This window comes from Mycolicibacterium sp. MU0050 (genome assembly GCF_963378085.1).
GTDB classification, from domain to species: Bacteria; Actinomycetota; Actinomycetes; order Mycobacteriales; family Mycobacteriaceae; genus Mycobacterium; species Mycobacterium wendilense.
Genome location: NZ_OY726395.1, coordinates 1,023,696 through 1,039,168 on the forward strand (window position 1 = coordinate 1,023,696; position 15,473 = coordinate 1,039,168).

Here is a 15,473-nt window from a genome sequence, read left to right on the forward strand (position 1 = left end):
CTTGACAACTGAGGTTGTCGTGCCGAAAACTGACGACGGCTGTCCTCAGACTGAAGAATTATGACTGCCATTGTGCCCGACCAGCCGTCGCTGCATGAACTGCACAGCCGTCCGTTCGCTTCCCTGCGCGAGGAATACGACTACCGGGTCGAGGACATCGAAGGCGCGCTGCCCGCCGCCCTCACCGGAACGCTGTTCCGGATCGGCCCGGGCAAGTTCGAGGTCGGCGACACCGTGCTCAAGACCATGTTCGACGCCGACGGGATGGTGTCGCGTTTCATCCTCGACGGGAAGTCGGTGCACTTCACCAACCGTTATGTGCGCACCGAGCAGTACCTTGGCGGAGACACCATGAGTCGGCGCGGAATCACCACCAACGCGCCGTCGCTGCGCGGGAACCTGCGCTGGCCGGCCAACACGGCCAACACCAACATCGTCTCGATGTGTGGTGAGCTGCTGGCGCTGTGGGAAGGGGGCCGCCCGCACCGGATCGACCCCGAATCCCTGGACACGTTGGGTACCAAGCACTTCGACGGCGACCGGCTGGGATACCTGGGCGCGTTCTCGGCGCATCCGAAGTGGGACCCCCGCACCGGTGAGGTGTACAACTTCGGGCTCGACCTGTTCCCGACGCCCCGACTGCGTTGCTACCGCATCGACCCCAGCGGCCGCTGCACGCAGATCAACAGCCTGGGTCTCTGGGACATGGTGTGGAACCACGACTTCGCGCTGACCGAACGTCACATGGTGTTCGTCCTGGACCCGCTGCGGCCCAACATCCGCACGCTGTTGCGCACCCGTTCCCTCGAGCGGGCGCTGGAGTATCAGGTCCGCAACGGGTCGACGCGGTTCGCCCTGGTTCCTCGCGACGGGTCGGCGCCCCGGGTCATCGAACACGACCCGATCTTTCACATCCACGTCACCAACGCCTACGAGGACGGCACCGACACGGTGGTCGAGTTCATCCGGTTCGAGGATCCGCAGGTCTTCATCCAACTCGGGGAACGCATCGAAGCGCCCGGCGACAGCGCCGATCCGCGGGCACACCTGACCATCGATGAGTGGCCCCGCGGTCATCTGGTCCGGTACCGAATCACCAAGTCCGGCCGGATTACCGAGACCGTGCTCTCCGACGGTGCACCGATGGAGTTCCCGCAGTACGACTGGCGACGTTCCACCAGCGAGCACTCGATCACCTACGCGGCCGCGGCCAGTTCCGATCTGGGGCACTACAACTCCGTCGTCAGGATCGATCACCGCACCGGCACCCGCAGCGAGTTCGATTTCGGGTTGGCCCAGACCGGCGAACCGCTGTTCGTGCCGCGCTCGGCCGACGCCGCCGAGGACGACGGGTGGCTGTTGGTGGTCAATCACGACCTGGTGACCCATCGCTCGGCATTGGTCATCTTCGATGCGCGCCGACTCGCCGACGGACCGCTGTGCACCGCACATTTGAAGCATCACCTCCCCATCGGGTTTCACGGCACCTTCCGTCGACAGATCGCACAACCCGCGCCGGTCTGAGGTTGTCCGTCGCGTGACGGGCGCGAACGGCGGCCGATGTCAACGCCTTTCAACACCACGGCAACATCGCTGCAACAACCCCTGCGTAACTTCCTGGCCACCGACAACCCGGAGGTCACCTGGATGAAATCCCCGTTCGCGCAAGCCGCCGCCGAAACCCTCGCGAAAGGAATCGGGCGCCGCGATTTCGTTCGCGTCGTCGCGGCGGTGAGCGCCGGCGCGGGTCTGACCGCCGCCGGCGCCGGCTGCGCGAACCACGAGTCCGTCCAGGCGGAGACCGTCGGTGCCGCCGGCGGCACCCCCAAAGGCTTCGAGGTCCTGCAACCCGGCCACGGCAGCATCGCCGGCGACCATTACCTGCAATCGAACCCCGACGAGGTGCTCTGGGGGTACGTGCCGACCGTGCACGCCGCAGCGAGCATGCGGATGCGCTCGGGGCAGACGATCACCGTCGACACCGTCTCGCACGAGGGCGTCCTCGAGGACCAGGGCCGCAACCCCGTCGAATACTTCGGCGGCAGGGGAGTCGATCAATCCGAGGTGCTGCAGGACGCGATCGCCGTCGCCGCCGACTACAACCGCACCCCGCGCAACTTCGACAAGGACGGCCCGCACGTGGTGACCGGGCCGGTGTTCGTCGAGGGCGCCCAGCCCGGCGACGTGCTGAAAATCGAGACGCTGGAAGCCATTCCGCGCGTGCCCTACGGCGTGGTGTCCAGCCGCCACGGCAAAGGCTCGCTGGCCCGCACAGCCGACGGCGGCGCCCCGGACGGCATCAGCCTCGACGAGGTGATGCCGCCGGTGGCCACCGACCGCCGCCCCGGCGCCAACCCGGCCGACTACGGCAACGTCTCGACGTTCACCGCCGTCGAGGACGGCCACGGCGTCATGGCCTACGGCGACGCGCGGGTGCGGTTCCCGCTCGCGCCGTTCATGGGAATCATGGGGGTGGCCTTCTCCCAGGACCGCGACCCCACCGCGGCCACCGCGAACTCGGTCCCACCCACCATCGCCGGCGGCAACATCGACATCCGGCTGCTGGGCGCGGGCTCCACCCTGTATCTGCCGGTGTTCGCCGAGGGGGCGTTGTTCTACGTCGGCGATCCACACATGGCGATGGGCGACGGCGAGGTGGCGCTGACGGCGATGGAGGGCTCGCTGCGCGGCACCTACCGGCTCACGGTGTGCAAGCCGGGATCCGGGGACGCACCGTCGGTGGCCTACCACTATCCGTTCGCCGAAACGAGCGACGCCTGGGTGCCCATCGGGCTGTCCGACCCCGACGGCGCCATCGACGGCAACGGCTCGGACCTCAACATCGCGATGCGCCGCGCCGTGGTCAACGCCCTGGACTTCCTGCAGAACGACCAGGGGATGGACCGCGCCACCGCCTACGCCTATCTGTCCGCCGCCTCGGACTTCGTGATCTCCCAGGTGGTCGACCGCACGGTCGGCGTGCACGGCCAGATCTACAAGTCCCATTTCCAGGGGTGACGCACCCACCGTCCACAGCCCGCGGAATTGGTGTCCGCGTGGCCAACTGGAAGCCAGTACTGTCAGACCATGTCAAATGCCCCGGAGTTCACCGAGTTACCGGCCGTCTGGCAGCGGCGGTTCGCCTTCTTCCGCCAGTACGGCCCGGTGGGCTCCACCCCGGAGGCCAAGGCGGCCTACCGCGCGCTGCCGCTGGGGCAGCGGATGACGCTGGGCTTCAACATCTGGGCCTTCCTGTTCGGCCCGTTCTACTTCCTGGTGAAAGGCATGTGGCGCAAGGCATTGACCCTGCTGGGGGTCTCGGTGGCGCTGGGAGTGGCCTCAGTGCTGCTGGGCGTGCCGGACAGCTGGGACCGGGCTCTTGCCGCCGGCTACACCGCCGCCATCGCAACGGTGACGAACTGGGCCTATTACCTGCACGTGGCCGAGGGCAGCCAGTCCTGGAATCCGCTGGAAGGACTTCGGCGCAAGGGCCCGGCCTGATCGCTGTACCCGACGCCGAGGGCATCGCCGCACGCGAAGTCTCACAGCGCTCACCTCGCCGCTGTGCAGAGTCTGCAACGCAGCCGCATAACCGAGGTCGCCGGTAGGAAATCCCGGTGCGACACGGTGGACCGCGAATCGTCCACCAGAAGAGGTTGCACCCATGTCCTATGTCAGCCCCGTCGAATTCGTCGGCAAGATGATCGACTCCGGCGAGTCCAAGGCCCACATGTCCACCCGGGACACCCTGATCCGCGCCTACATGGCGGGCGCCATCCTGGCCATCGCCGCGGCGTTCGCGGTCACCGTCACCGTGCAGACCGGCAGCCCACTGCTCGGCGCGCTGCTGTTCCCGGTCGGCTTCTGCCTGCTCTACCTGCTGGGCTTCGACCTGCTCACCGGGGTGTTCACGCTGGTGCCGCTGGCCCTGCTGGACAAGCGCCGCGGCGTGACGGTGCGCACGGTGCTGCGCAACTGGGGCTGGGTGTTCCTGGGCAACCTTGCCGGTGCGCTCACCGTCGCACTGATGATGGCCATCGTCTTCACCTACGGATTCGCCATCGACCCCAACGAGGTGGGGCAGCGTCTCGGCGAGATCGGCCACAGCCGCACCGTCGGCTACGCCGAGCACGGCGCGGCCGGCATGCTCACCCTGTTCATCCGCGGGGTGCTGTGCAACTGGATGGTCTCCACCGGCGTGGTCGCGGCCATGATGTCCACCAGCGTGTCGGGCAAGGTCATCGGGATGTGGATGCCGGTCATGCTGTTCTTCTACATGGGCTTCGAACACTCGGTGGTCAACATGTTCCTGTTCCCCTCCGGCCTGATGCTCGGCGGCGACTTCTCCATTGCCGACTACCTGATCTGGAACGAAATCCCCACGGTGGTAGGAAATCTCGTCGGCGGCCTGGCCTTCGTGGGGCTTACACTGTTCATGACCCATGCGCGCACGGCGGCGCCCAGGTTCGGGCTGCCGGCCGTGGCGCCGTCCGACCCCGTCGAGCAGAAGAAGGTCAGCGCATGACACCCATCATGGACAAAGCCGACGCCGCCGCCCTGATCGTCGCCGCCAGGATCCGCAAACAACTCAGCTGGGCCGACATCGCCGCCGAACTCGACGCGCCAAAGGTGTGGTGCGTCGCGGCGCTGCTGGGCCAGCATCCGCTCACCGCCGAGCAGGCCCAGAAGGTCTGCACATTCCTCGACCTCGACGACGCCGTGCGCGAGAGCCTGCAGCTGCAGCCGGCGCGCGGGATCGACCCGGCGCTGCAGTCCGACCCCACCATCTACCGGTTCCAGGAGGCGCTCGCCGTCTACGGGCCCGCGCTCAAAGAACTCATCCACGAAGAGTTCGGCGACGGCATCATGAGCGCGATCAACTTCAACATCGACGTGCGTCGCCGGCCGGATCCCGACGGCGACCGCGTGGTGGTCACCTTCGACGGGAAGTTCCTCGACTACCGCTGGTGACGGCCGGCCGCTGGTCGTCCTGAGCAGTCCCAACTCCGAGGCAACCCGCCCTGGCGGTTTCGCCGATATGAGAGTATCGGCGAAACCGTTCGCCGAGCCGCCCGCGAGCGGCGCGCCCAGGGGGGCCAATGGCCAATGCACTGACCGCAATTCAACAGAAGCTCCAGCAGGTGGGGGAGGCGGGACGTGCGGCGAAACGACTCGTGGACACCGGGATCCTCGACCTCAAGGACCTGCCCGGCACCCTGAGCACCGCCAAGCTGGTGCCGGTCTACGGCCCGCAGGCGACGATGGCCATCCAGGGTGCCCGCCGGTATGCCACGCTCCCGGCCATCGTCGACGAGCGCGGCACCCTGACCTACGGCGAGGTGAACGACCAGTCCTGGGCGTTGGCGCGGGGCCTGCAATCCCTCGGTGTGGCGGAGGGCTCGGTTGTCGGGGTGTTGTGCCGCGACCACCGGGGCCTGGCCATCACGATGGCCGCGTGCGGCAAGGTGGGCGCCCGGATGGTGCTGATGAACACCGGATTCGCCAAACCGCAGTTCGCGGAGGTCTGCGAGCGCGAGAAGGTGACGGTGGTGCTGCACGACAGCGAGTTCGTCGGCCTGCTCGACGCGTTGCCCCCGGAGCTGCCGCGCGTCCTGACCTGGGTGGACGAGGGTGCCGAGCTGCCCGAGGGTGCGCACACCCTCGACGAGATCGTCGCCTCGCACTCCAGCGGGCCCCTGCCCCCGCCGAGCAAGGCCGGCGGCTCGGTCATCCTGACCAGCGGCACCACCGGGATGCCCAAGGGCGCACCGCGCGAGACCGTGTCGCCGCTGGCGACCGCGCAGATCGTCGACCGAATTCCGTTCCCGCGCAAGGGCACCATGGTCATCGTCTCGCCGATCTTCCACAGCACCGGCTGGGCCACTTACACGACGGGTGCGGCGTTCGGCAACAAGATCGTGACCGCCCGGCGGTTCAACGCCGAGGGCACCCTCAAGCTGGTCGCCGAGCACCGCGCCGAGATGCTGGTGGCGGTCCCGACCATGCTGCACCGGATGGTCGAACTGGGCCCCGAGGTCCTCGCCAAGTACGACACCTCGTCGTTGCGGGTGCTCCTGGTGGCCGGCTCGGCGCTGAGTCCGGAACTGTGCGCCCGCGTGCAGGACGCCTTCGGCGATGTCCTCTACAACATGTACGGCTCCACCGAATGCGCGATCGCCACGGTGGCCCAGCCGCACGAGTTGCGGGCCGCGCCCGGCACGGCCGGCCGCGCGCCGGTCACCTGCGAGGTGGTGCTCTACGACGAGAACGACCAGCGCGTCAAGGGCGCTAACCGGCGCGGCCGGATCTTCATCCGCAACGGCGCGCCGTTCCAGGGGTACACCGACGGCCGCACCAAGCAGATCATCGACGGCTTCATGTCCAGCGGCGACATGGGCCACTTCGACGAGAACGGCCTGCTGTTCGTCGACGGCCGCGACGACGACATGATTGTCTCCGGCGGCGAGAACGTGTTCCCGCAGGAAGTCGAGCAGCTGCTCGAGCAACGCGCGGACGTCTCGGAGGTGGCCGTGGTGGGCGTCGACGACGTCGAATTCGGAAAGCGGTTGCGGGCCTTCGTCGTTCCCGAGCCGGGCGCCACCCAGGACGCCGAGGAGATCAAGAAGTACGTGAAGGAGAACCTCGCCCGGCACAAGGTTCCGCGCGACGTGGTGTTCATCGACGAGCTGCCCCGTAACACCACCGGCAAGCTGCTGCGCCGGGTGCTCGTCGAGATGGACGTCGACGGCTGAGTCCTTCCCGCCGACGCGAGTCGGCGGGAAGCACCTCAAGATGGGTAAGCGGCTGCGCCGGACCCGGGGCAACGACGTCTGAAGAGCAACCGCGCGGGTGCGTTCTGGGGCGCTCCGAACAAACTCGATGTGTAAATACGAGTTTTCCGGGTACGCGAAGCTTCATGATCAAGCGAGCCGCCGCCGCGTTGGCGTTCGTCGGGCCCGTGGTGCTGCTGAGCGCCTGCGCCACCGACGAGCAAGCCGACGACCAGCAGACCACGTCACCGACCACCACCACCGAAACCGCCCCGCAGGGGGACCAACTGACCGCCCAACTCCGCACCGCGGACGGGACGCCGGTCGCCGAGGCCACCTTCGACTTCGCCGACGGCTTTGCGACCGTCACGGTCGAGACGGTCACCGCCGGCATCCTGACCCCGGGCTTCCACGGCATGCACCTCCACGCCGTCGGCCAGTGCGAACCCGACTCCGTGTCCCCGACCGGGGGCCCGCCCGGCAACTTCAACTCGGCGGGCGGACACTTCCACCTGCCCGACAGCGGCCACCCGGCCAGCGGCGACCTGGTCCCGCTGCAGGTCCGCGCCGACGGCTCCGCCCGAGTCCAGACCACCACCGACGCGTTCACCGCCCAGGACCTGCTGGACGCCGACGGGACCGCGCTGATCATCCACGAGGGTCCCGACAACTTCGCCCACATCCCGCCGCGCTACACCATCGACGGCACCCCCGGACCGGATCAGGAAACGCTCGACACCGGGGACGCCGGCGCCCGCTTCGCCTGCGGCGTCATCGAGGGCAACGCCGGAGCCACCGCCACCGAGACGGTCACCGAGACCACGGTGCCGCCGCCGGCTCCAGGGGCGCCCGCCCCGGCGCCGGCACCCGCCGAGGAGACGACGCCCCCGGCGGAGACCACCACTCCGGAGACCACAGTGCCGGAGACCACCACCCCGGAAACCACCACTCCGGAGACGACGACGCCGACGGAGACGACCACCACGACGGCGCCCGAGGGGCCGCTGCCGGGGCCGGCCCCGGGCAACTGAGGGCCGTGGCCGGCCTCAGATGAGCGAAAGCCCGGACGGTCGTTCGGCTGAGGTGCCGGCCCGCAACTCGGCCGGCGCCAGGAAGTCGGCCAGCGGGTAGCGCGGCTGCGATGAATCCTGTTGCGGCGCAGCGTCGGAGTCCAGGACGAGTTCGGTGGCGGCCTTGGCCTGGAAAATCGCGACCACGGCGTCGTTGTGCTGCTCGGTGCCGAACTGGGTGAGCGCGGCGGTGAGCTTGGCGTCGACGTAGCTCAGGGTGTGCTCGAGTTGACGCACCTCGGTGGCTTCCTGTCGGGCGTCCTCGCGCGCGGCCTGCTCGGCGCGGTTGGCGATCATCCGGCGCATGCCCAACGCCCCCAGCGCCGCTGACAGCGCGGGCACGAACAGCACCGTGCTGGCCACTCCCAGCGAGGCGTCGGAGGACAATGCGACGACGATGCTCAGCGTCGTCAGCGCCGCGAGCAGCGCGACCAACAGAGTCATGGCGGACGCGGCGGCCACCCGGTCCCCGGCCTGCCGGACCAGCGGGGTCAGTTTCGACGACACACTCGCGGCCTGCCGCGCCACGGTCTGGTTCCATGGCGGCGTGCTCCGCCGCGGGCCTGGCAACGGTCCGGCGCCGGGCAGCGGCGCGGCTCCCGGCAGTGGTCCGGCACCGGGCAGCGGCCCGGATACGGGTGCCGCCGCCGGGGACGGAACGGGGCCGGGCTGGTCGGGGGGTTGCGGTGCATCGGCGGGCGCAGTCATGTTGCCATTGTGACCCGAGTGGCCAATGATCTTTGGGACGTCACGCGGGCGCGGCCGCACCGGCTGGGCAAACCTCGCCCGCTCGCGGCGTGTTCCCTCGCCCCGTCACAGCCGGCGCGCGGGCCGGTCTCGCGACGCGCGCCGGAAAGCCCGGACCGCGGCGACCAGCACGCAGACCCCGACGCTGAGGGCGAACACCGCGAGCACCGCGTGTCGTGGGTACTGCGAGCTGGCGAAGGCCCACGCCTGCAACGCGCCGGCGCCCAGCGCCAGCACTCCGAAGGCCATCGCCGCCAGCGCAAGCCGCCTGCTCGTCATGCCTCGAGCCTAGGCGGGCAACGGTCACCGGGGTTCTTGCAGAAAGGCCCGGTTGCCGTAGCGGTCCAGCGACACCAATTCGCCGACGGGCCGACGCGTGGTGGGGCCGTACTTTCCCTTCGGCCAGCCCATCGGGATCACCGCGCACGGCGTCACATTCCACGGCAGACCCAGCGCGCGGCGCGCCAGCATGGTGCTCCACAGCGGCAACGTGATCAGCGCCGCACCCAGCCCGGCAGCCCGCGCCGCGAGCAGCAGGTTCTGCACCGCGGGATAGATGGAGCCGTAGGAACTGCTCGCGGCGATCGGCGGCCACCCGGGCACCACCCCCTTGAGGCAGGCCACCACGACCACCGGGATTTCCTCGAAGTGCTCGGCCTGCCACCGCACGGCCTTCTCGATCCGCAGCATCTGCTCGTTCTGCCCGCCCGAGCGGCGGGTCGCGATGCGCTTGTAGATCCCGGCGCCGACCGCCAGGGCACGCCGGTTCAGCCGCGCGAGCTTGGCGACGACGGCACGGTCCTTGACGACGATGAATTCCCAGTTCTGCGCGTTGGAGCCGGTCGGCGCCTTCATCGCGAGCTCCAGCAGGTGCAGGATCAGCGCGTCGTCGACCGGATCGCTCTTGACCCGCCGGATCACGCGTTGGGTCCGCATCGCCTCTTCGAGCGGCATGGTCAAGGGCTCGCGCTGCGTCTGCGTCATGGCGTCAATTCGAACACGGCCCCGCTGCCACGGGCAATCAGATCGGCATCCGGTACCCGTAGAATTCGTGGTCCTCGTTGTAACCGCCCTGCCCCCAACCGATGTCGGCGAAGTCCGCCACGAACTCGATCGCCTCGATCCATTTGACCTGTTTGAAGCCCAGTTCGAGCTCGTTGCGCAGACGCAGGGGGGCGCCGTGTGCCTCGGTGAGGGGTTCGCCGTTCATCTCGTAGGCCAACAGCGCCATCGGTTCGCGCATGTGCTCGATCCGGTGGCAGTCGTAGTATCTGCCGTCGCGTTCGGCGCCGTCGGCGAACGAGTAGAACACCACCCATCGCGCCGTCGGTAGGGGATGCACGATGTCCAGAATGTCCTTCATCCGAACCCCGCCCCACTTGGCCACCCCCGACCATCCCTGGATGCAGTAGTGCTGGGTGATCTGTTCGTGTTTGGGAAGCGCCAGCAGCTCCTGGTAGGACAGCGCCACCGGCGTCTGGACCAGACCCTCGATGCGCAGGCGGTACCCCGCCCACCCGGATCGCTGCAGACGACGGTAGTTCGGGGAGTCGGGCAACGTCCCGTTCGCCCACAGATACGGCGAGATGTCGTTCTCGCCGTACAACGCCCGGGGATGGGTGCGCTCCATCAGGTCCTTGGCCCAGCCCACGATGAACTGGCCCGTCTTCTGGACCAGCCGGGGGTACCGGAGCGTCAGCGGGGAAGCGATCAACCACAACACCAGGATCACACTGATGGCGATCCCGAATATCGCCAGCGCCCAGTAGGATTGGGCGTCGCTGCCCAAGGTCATGTGGTTCAGATTCCGCACCGCCCCAGTGGTCAACACCATGGTGACGTGGCTGGCGATGAAACCCACCATCCATAGCAACACGCCGAAATGGATGGTCCGGGCCACCTGCCGGTTCAACGGGCCGCGGCCCGTGCCGAATCGCGCTGCGACCGCCGGCGCCTGCAGCAGGCCGGTGATGAACGCCAGCGGCGCCGCGATGAACACGGTGGTGAAGTAGGCCAGGATCTGCAGGCCGTTGTAGTTGGTGAAGCCCTCGTTGACCGGGAAGTTCAGCGAAGCGTACTGGACTGCCGCGGACAGGGCATTGGGGAATACGGTCCACGACTGCGGCACCAGCCGTTGCCACTGATCGGTGCTGAACAGCAGTACGTAGAAGACCGCACCGTTCACCAGCCACAACAGGCCGAAACTGAAATGCCACCACCGAGCCAACCCGATCGAGTGGCGAATCCCAGGTATTCCCAACCACTTCGGTAGCGTCACCGAATCGTCCTTGGACGTCCACACCCGTGCCGGGGCGCTCTTGTCCATGCGGTCGGCAGGCACCGGGCCGTGCATCCGAAACCACTCTGTCCCAGGGCGGCTACCCGAGTTGAGGTACAGCCGCGGATGGTCGGCCAGGATTTGCAGGCCCGCCCGGATGATGAACATCATGAAGATGATGTTGAAGAAGTGCTGCCAGCGCAGCCAAGCCGGAAATCCGGAAGTCACCGGCGCCGCAAAGCTTTCCGAGGTGCCCGGATAACGGCTGAGGAAGCTCTGCATCCAGTCGTACTGGCGCAGTTGTTGTGCCACCGCGACGATCACGAGGAGCGCGACGACGCCGACCGCGACGAACCACAGGACATTGATCCACCGGCGGCCCAGGCGGATCGCGGGAACCCGCGCCGTGACCGGGGGCATCCCGCCCCCGAACTGTTGTTCGTCGACTCGTTGCTGGAGCACTCGGTCGGTCCGAGGGGGACTGAGCAGCGCTTCCAGCTGGTCGGTGCGATGGACGGTGGACCCATTGTCGGTTCTCATGCCGCAACCTCCCGCCGGAATGGACGGCAGCTGAGTCACCTCGTTGTGCAGCTGTCCTCATGATTGCGCTCCAACATGTGCACCTGCTGTGCGTGCGCTGAGAGTTGTGGACGATGGCGGTCCTCAGTCGACCGCCACCCCGCCGCACACCCAGCCTGCCGGGATCTCGGCGGTGGCCAACAGGTGGTCGAGCTCGTCGAGATCGCCCGGGGTGAGCATCTCCTCGGCCTGCGGGTAGAGGATGCGTTCCTCCTTGAGATTGTGAGCGGCCAGCTGCTCCAACAGGTTTCGGCACAAGGCGGCGGCCGCCGCGAACGCGTCGTCACCCAGCAGCCGCTCCAGCTCGTCCAGGGCGGGCCACATCTTCCCGTGCTCGAGCACCATCACCATCACGGGGCCTAGCAGGCCGGCCGCGCGCAGCGGCGGGAACAGGTACTCCTCTTCCAGATAGATGTGCCGACGCAGCATCGCGATCGCATCGAGCGCGGCCATGCGTTGATTGGCGCTCACGTCGGTGGGATCCGCGCCGGCCAGAATGGTGATCCCCACGTCGATGATCCGGTGTTCGCGTTCCAGGACGCCGCCCACCGTGCTCATTCGAGTGCGGCTTTCACGCTGATCTTCGCCCCGGCGAACAGCCGCGACACGGGGCACAACGCGGCGGCCTCGTCGACGATGCGCTGGAACTTCGCGGCATCCACCCCGTCGACTTGGGCCTTGATGGTCAGCGCGGAGGAGACGATGGTGGGCAGGCCGTCGACCTCGTCGAGCGTGACGGTGGCCTGCACGTCGAGCCGCTGCGGAGTCAGTTGCTGCTCACCGAGTTTCAGGGCCAGCGCCATCGAGAAACAGGAGGAGTGCGCGGCCGCGGCCAGCTCCTCGGGGCTGGTCTTGCCGCCCGGCGTCTCGGTGCGTGCCGCCCAGGTGACATCGAGTCCGGTCAATGCGCCGCTGCCGGAGTTCAGCCGTCCGGTCCCCGTCGCGAGCGGACCTTCCCACACGGTTCCGGTACTGCGTTCCGCGATGCTCATTACGCCTCCCTAGTTTTTACAAATATGACTTGTAAAAAAGCTACACCTTGCCGGCGGGCTTATCCAGGGGGTGCGGGTTCGGCCCTACAGCGGCGCCCGCCGGGGCTGGTCGCCGGAGCCGTCCTGGAACCGCTCGTGCAGCGTGGCGAGCACCGTCGCGCACGCGGCCCGCTGCGCCGGATCGATCTGATCCAGGACGCGGCTCAGTTCCCGACGGCGCCGGGCGGTGGCCTGCTGCACCAGCTTGCGGCCCTGCGGGGTCAGCTCCAGGGCCACGATGCGGCGGTTCGAGGGGTCGGCGACCCGCACCAGATGACCCGAGGCGTGCAGTCGGTCGGCCAACCGGGTCACCGACGAGCCGGCCACGCCGAGCTCCTTCGCGCAGTGCGTCGAGGTGCACCGGCCCTGCTCCTGCAGCAGCGCGAGCAGCCGGAACTGCGGCAGCGTCACCTCGAGATCGTCCAGGCTGCGCAGCGCCACGCCGACCAGGTCGCGGGTCGCCAGTTCGAATGCGCGCAGCTCGTCGACGGGGGTCTTCGTCACCGTGTTTCCTGTCGCCACTGCGGCAGTTTCCCACGCCTCAACGGTCGGCAAGTTGGCGCCGCAGCTCGCGGGTCTCCTCGAAACGCGCCGTGACGTCGCGCAGCGTCGCCGCGACACCGAGGAGCTGCCCCTGGGCGTCGCTGACCGGATGGATCACGAACTCCACCGAGACGGTGGAGCCGTCCGCGCGTACGGCCGGCACGGCGAGCAGGTCGCCATCGCCGTAGCGGCTTTCGCCGGTCTCCATGACCCGGTGCCAGCCGGCCCAGTGCCGGGCGCGCAGCCGTTTGGGGATGATCAGGTCCAGTGATTCGCCGACGGCTTGCTCGGCGGTGAACCCGAAGAGTCGCTCGGCGCCGCTATTCCAGAAGGTGATCAAGCCATTTCGGTCCGCGGCCATGATCGCGTCCGGACCGGACAGCAGGGCAGTGGCGATCATCGTTTCGTCCATGCCTTCGATTATTGCACTACGCAACACTTGCCTTCTGCAAGATTCGGGGGCATGGTGGTCTGGAAGCGTTCCAAACGGAAGGCGGCCGCTGTGACCCTCTGGCACAAAGAATTGCGCCGGGTGGGGCTGCGCGTGACCCAGCCCCGCCTCGCCGTGCTGGCCGAGGTGCAATCGCACCCGCATGGTGACGTCGATGCCATCGCCACCGGTGCCCGTCGACGGCTCGGAACGCTGTCGACCCAAGCCGTGTACGACGTGCTGTACGCGCTGACCGACGCCGGGCTGCTGCGCCGGATCGAACCGGCGGGGTCCCCGGTCCGGTTCGAACTCGAAACCGGCGACAACCACCACCATCTGGTGTGCCGGTCCTGCGGCGCCATCGTCGATGCGCACTGCGCCACCGGAACGGCGCCGTGCCTGCACACCCCCGACGACGCCGGCTTCCAGATCGACGAGGCCGAAGTCACGTTCTGGGGCCTATGCCCCAATTGTCAGCCCGTGAACAGCCCCGATTGATTGGAGATTGACATGACGACACCTCACACCGGTTCGACGATGGGAACGGGCGCCCCGGCCGCCAGCGACCGTAACTCGCTGACCGTGGGCAGCAACGGCCCGATCGTTCTGCACGATGTGCATTTCCTGGAACAGATGGCGCACTTCAACCGCGAGCGGGTGCCGGAACGCAGCCCGCACGCCAAGGGGTCGGGGGCCTACGGCGTACTGCGGGTCACCGAGGACGTCTCGCAGTTCACCAAGGCCGCGCTGTTCCAGAAGGGTGCCGAAACCGACCTGCTGATCCGGTTTTCGACCGTCGCCGGCGAGCAGGGCAGCCCCGACACGTGGCGCGACGTGCGCGGCTACTCGATGAAGTTCTACACCTCCGAGGGCAACTACGACCTGGTGGGCAACAACACCCCGATCTTCTTCGTGCGGGACCCGATGAAGTTCCCGCACTTCATCCGCAGCCAGAAGCGGCTGCCGGACTCCGGGTTGCGTTCGGCGCAGATGCAGTGGGACTTCTGGACGCTCAATCCCGAGTCGGCACACCAGGTTACGTATCTGATGGGTCAGCGCGGCCTGCCGCGCACCTGGCGCCACATGAACGGCTACGGGTCGCACACCTTCATGTGGATCAACGGCGGTGGCGAGAAGTTCTGGGTCAAGTACCACTTCCACACCGAGCAGGGCATGGAGTTCTTCAGCAACGCCGAGGCCGCGGCCATGGCCGGTGAGGACGCCGACTTCCACCGCCGTGACCTGTTCGACGCCATCGAGCGCGGGGACCATCCCAGCTGGCGGCTGTCGGTGCAGGTGATGCCCTACGCCGAGGCGGCCGGTTACCGGTTCAACCCGTTCGACCTGACCAAGACCTGGTCGCACGCGGACTACCCGTTGATCCCGGTGGGCACCTACACGCTGAACCGCAACCCGCAGAACTTCTTCGCCGAGATCGAGCAAGCGGCGTTCTCGCCGGGCAACACCGTGCCCGGGATCGGGCTGTCCCCGGACAAGATGCTGCTGGGGCGCGCGTTCGCCTACAACGACGCGCAGCGCAACCGGATCGGCACCAACTTCCATCAGTTGCCGGTCAACCAGCCCCGCGACGGTGTGGAGGTGAACTCCTACATGTTCGACGGGCACATGACCTACCACCACGCCGGCAACGCGGCGGTGTACGCGCCGAACAGCACCGGGCGGCCGTGGGCCGATGTGACCGGGCCGGCCGAGGACGGCTGGGAGACCGACGGCGAGTTGCTCCGCGCGGCCTACAGCCTGCACTCCGAGGACGACGACTTCGGTCAGCCCGGCACCATGGTGCGCGAGGTCTGGGACGACGCGCAGCGCAGCGAGGCGGTTGAAACCATCGCCGGGGCGCTGCTGGGAGGCGTCTCCGGTGAGGTGCTCGACCGGGCATTCCAATACTGGCGCAACGTCGATGCCGACCTCGGCGCCCGCATCGAGAAGGCCGTCCGCGCCGGCGGCGTCCCCGAACCCGTCGACGGGATGAGCGAAGCCTGAGGCTGATCCGCGACGCTCGGT

At 68.0% G+C, this 15,473-nt stretch carries 17 protein-coding genes; 9 read left to right on the forward strand and 8 right to left on the reverse strand.

Features of this window, described 5'->3' with window-relative positions; translation table 11 throughout:
• Nucleotides 1–60: 60 nt before the first annotated feature.
• From R2K23_RS04910 to sodC, 7 genes are all read left to right on the forward strand, one after another.
• Entirely contained in the window at nt 61–1,524 is a 1,464-nt protein-coding gene (locus tag R2K23_RS04910) for a carotenoid oxygenase family protein (RefSeq protein ID WP_316514740.1), read from the forward strand.
• Nucleotides 1,525–1,647: 123 nt separating this feature from the next.
• The gene (locus tag R2K23_RS04915) at nt 1,648–3,018 is read left to right on the forward strand and encodes an acetamidase/formamidase family protein (RefSeq protein WP_316517053.1); all 1,371 of its coding nucleotides are present in this window, start codon (nt 1,648–1,650) and stop codon (nt 3,016–3,018) included.
• Nucleotides 3,019–3,087: 69 nt separating this feature from the next.
• Nucleotides 3,088–3,501, forward strand: a complete 414-nt coding sequence (locus R2K23_RS04920) for a DUF2628 domain-containing protein (protein WP_316514742.1) — start codon at nt 3,088–3,090, stop codon at nt 3,499–3,501.
• Nucleotides 3,502–3,664: 163 nt separating this feature from the next.
• Nucleotides 3,665–4,525 (forward strand): formate/nitrite transporter family protein, encoded by an 861-nt coding sequence (locus R2K23_RS04925; RefSeq protein ID WP_316514745.1) that lies wholly within the window; start codon nt 3,665–3,667, stop codon nt 4,523–4,525.
• The gene (gene cynS, locus R2K23_RS04930) at nt 4,522–4,971 is read left to right on the forward strand and encodes a cyanase (RefSeq protein WP_316514747.1); all 450 of its coding nucleotides are present in this window, start codon (nt 4,522–4,524) and stop codon (nt 4,969–4,971) included. The genes R2K23_RS04925 and cynS overlap by 4 nt, the downstream gene beginning before the upstream one ends.
• A gap of 128 nt (nt 4,972–5,099) precedes the next feature.
• Nucleotides 5,100–6,752 carry an acyl-CoA synthetase gene (locus R2K23_RS04935; protein WP_316514749.1) on the forward strand — a complete coding sequence of 551 codons (1,653 nt, stop codon included), beginning with the start codon at nt 5,100–5,102 and terminating at the stop codon, nt 6,750–6,752.
• A 164-nt stretch (nt 6,753–6,916) separates the two neighbouring features.
• Nucleotides 6,917–7,801 carry a superoxide dismutase[Cu-Zn] gene (sodC, locus tag R2K23_RS04940; RefSeq protein ID WP_316514752.1) on the forward strand — a complete coding sequence of 295 codons (885 nt, stop codon included), beginning with the start codon at nt 6,917–6,919 and terminating at the stop codon, nt 7,799–7,801.
• Between the two features lie 15 nt (nt 7,802–7,816).
• Here sodC and R2K23_RS04945 read toward each other — a convergent pair whose 3' ends face one another.
• The 8 genes from R2K23_RS04945 to R2K23_RS04980 form a co-directional block, all read right to left on the reverse strand.
• Nucleotides 7,817–8,548, reverse strand: coding sequence for a hypothetical protein (locus R2K23_RS04945; RefSeq protein ID WP_316514755.1), 732 nt, complete (start codon nt 8,546–8,548; stop codon nt 7,817–7,819).
• A 105-nt stretch (nt 8,549–8,653) separates the two neighbouring features.
• Nucleotides 8,654–8,866, reverse strand: coding sequence for a hypothetical protein (locus tag R2K23_RS04950; protein WP_316514758.1), 213 nt, complete (start codon nt 8,864–8,866; stop codon nt 8,654–8,656).
• Nucleotides 8,867–8,890: 24 nt separating this feature from the next.
• On the reverse strand, nt 8,891–9,541 hold the full coding sequence (locus tag R2K23_RS04955) for a nitroreductase family protein (RefSeq protein ID WP_316517055.1): 651 nt from the start codon (nt 9,539–9,541) through the stop codon (nt 8,891–8,893).
• 67 nt (nt 9,542–9,608) lie between these two features.
• Nucleotides 9,609–11,405: a molybdopterin-dependent oxidoreductase gene (locus tag R2K23_RS04960; RefSeq protein ID WP_316514761.1), complete on the reverse strand. Its 1,797-nt coding sequence runs from the start codon at nt 11,403–11,405 to the stop codon at nt 9,609–9,611.
• 123 nt (nt 11,406–11,528) lie between these two features.
• Nucleotides 11,529–12,002, reverse strand: a complete 474-nt coding sequence (locus R2K23_RS04965; RefSeq protein ID WP_316514764.1) for a hemerythrin domain-containing protein — start codon at nt 12,000–12,002, stop codon at nt 11,529–11,531.
• Nucleotides 11,999–12,436 carry an OsmC family peroxiredoxin gene (locus tag R2K23_RS04970; protein WP_316514767.1) on the reverse strand — a complete coding sequence of 146 codons (438 nt, stop codon included), beginning with the start codon at nt 12,434–12,436 and terminating at the stop codon, nt 11,999–12,001. The genes R2K23_RS04965 and R2K23_RS04970 overlap by 4 nt, the downstream gene beginning before the upstream one ends.
• Before the next feature lie 84 nt (nt 12,437–12,520).
• Nucleotides 12,521–12,997, reverse strand: a complete 477-nt coding sequence (locus R2K23_RS04975) for a MarR family winged helix-turn-helix transcriptional regulator (RefSeq protein WP_316514770.1) — start codon at nt 12,995–12,997, stop codon at nt 12,521–12,523.
• 19 nt (nt 12,998–13,016) lie between these two features.
• Nucleotides 13,017–13,430, reverse strand: a complete 414-nt coding sequence (locus R2K23_RS04980; protein ID WP_316514773.1) for a PAS domain-containing protein — start codon at nt 13,428–13,430, stop codon at nt 13,017–13,019.
• A gap of 90 nt (nt 13,431–13,520) precedes the next feature.
• Here R2K23_RS04980 and R2K23_RS04985 point away from each other — a divergent pair, with 90 nt between their 5' ends.
• Together R2K23_RS04985 and R2K23_RS04990 are read left to right on the forward strand one after the other, a co-directional pair.
• Complete coding sequence (locus R2K23_RS04985; RefSeq protein WP_316514776.1) at nt 13,521–13,946, forward strand: Fur family transcriptional regulator; 426 nt, start codon at nt 13,521–13,523, stop codon at nt 13,944–13,946.
• A gap of 12 nt (nt 13,947–13,958) precedes the next feature.
• On the forward strand, nt 13,959–15,452 hold the full coding sequence (locus tag R2K23_RS04990) for a catalase (RefSeq protein ID WP_316514780.1): 1,494 nt from the start codon (nt 13,959–13,961) through the stop codon (nt 15,450–15,452).
• Nucleotides 15,453–15,473: the final 21 nt, after the last annotated feature.

What these genes read in the sequence shown, in the direction of transcription:
- R2K23_RS04910 (WP_316514740.1), top strand. Translation starts at nt 61, where the DNA reads ATGACTGCCATTGTGCCCGACCAGCCGTCGCTGCATGAACTGCACAGC.
- R2K23_RS04915 (WP_316517053.1), top strand. Translation starts at nt 1,648, where the DNA reads ATGAAATCCCCGTTCGCGCAAGCCGCCGCCGAAACCCTCGCGAAAGGA.
- R2K23_RS04920 (WP_316514742.1), top strand. Translation starts at nt 3,088, where the DNA reads ATGTCAAATGCCCCGGAGTTCACCGAGTTACCGGCCGTCTGGCAGCGG.
- R2K23_RS04925 (WP_316514745.1), top strand. Translation starts at nt 3,665, where the DNA reads ATGTCCTATGTCAGCCCCGTCGAATTCGTCGGCAAGATGATCGACTCC.
- cynS (WP_316514747.1), top strand. Translation starts at nt 4,522, where the DNA reads ATGACACCCATCATGGACAAAGCCGACGCCGCCGCCCTGATCGTCGCC.
- R2K23_RS04935 (WP_316514749.1), top strand. Translation starts at nt 5,100, where the DNA reads ATGGCCAATGCACTGACCGCAATTCAACAGAAGCTCCAGCAGGTGGGG.
- sodC (WP_316514752.1), top strand. Translation starts at nt 6,917, where the DNA reads ATGATCAAGCGAGCCGCCGCCGCGTTGGCGTTCGTCGGGCCCGTGGTG.
- R2K23_RS04945 (WP_316514755.1), bottom strand. Translation starts at nt 8,548, where the DNA reads ATGACTGCGCCCGCCGATGCACCGCAACCCCCCGACCAGCCCGGCCCC.
- R2K23_RS04950 (WP_316514758.1), bottom strand. Translation starts at nt 8,866, where the DNA reads ATGACGAGCAGGCGGCTTGCGCTGGCGGCGATGGCCTTCGGAGTGCTG.
- R2K23_RS04955 (WP_316517055.1), bottom strand. Translation starts at nt 9,541, where the DNA reads ATGCCGCTCGAAGAGGCGATGCGGACCCAACGCGTGATCCGGCGGGTC.
- R2K23_RS04960 (WP_316514761.1), bottom strand. Translation starts at nt 11,405, where the DNA reads ATGAGAACCGACAATGGGTCCACCGTCCATCGCACCGACCAGCTGGAA.
- R2K23_RS04965 (WP_316514764.1), bottom strand. Translation starts at nt 12,002, where the DNA reads ATGAGCACGGTGGGCGGCGTCCTGGAACGCGAACACCGGATCATCGAC.
- R2K23_RS04970 (WP_316514767.1), bottom strand. Translation starts at nt 12,436, where the DNA reads ATGAGCATCGCGGAACGCAGTACCGGAACCGTGTGGGAAGGTCCGCTC.
- R2K23_RS04980 (WP_316514773.1), bottom strand. Translation starts at nt 13,430, where the DNA reads ATGGACGAAACGATGATCGCCACTGCCCTGCTGTCCGGTCCGGACGCG.
- R2K23_RS04990 (WP_316514780.1), top strand. Translation starts at nt 13,959, where the DNA reads ATGACGACACCTCACACCGGTTCGACGATGGGAACGGGCGCCCCGGCC.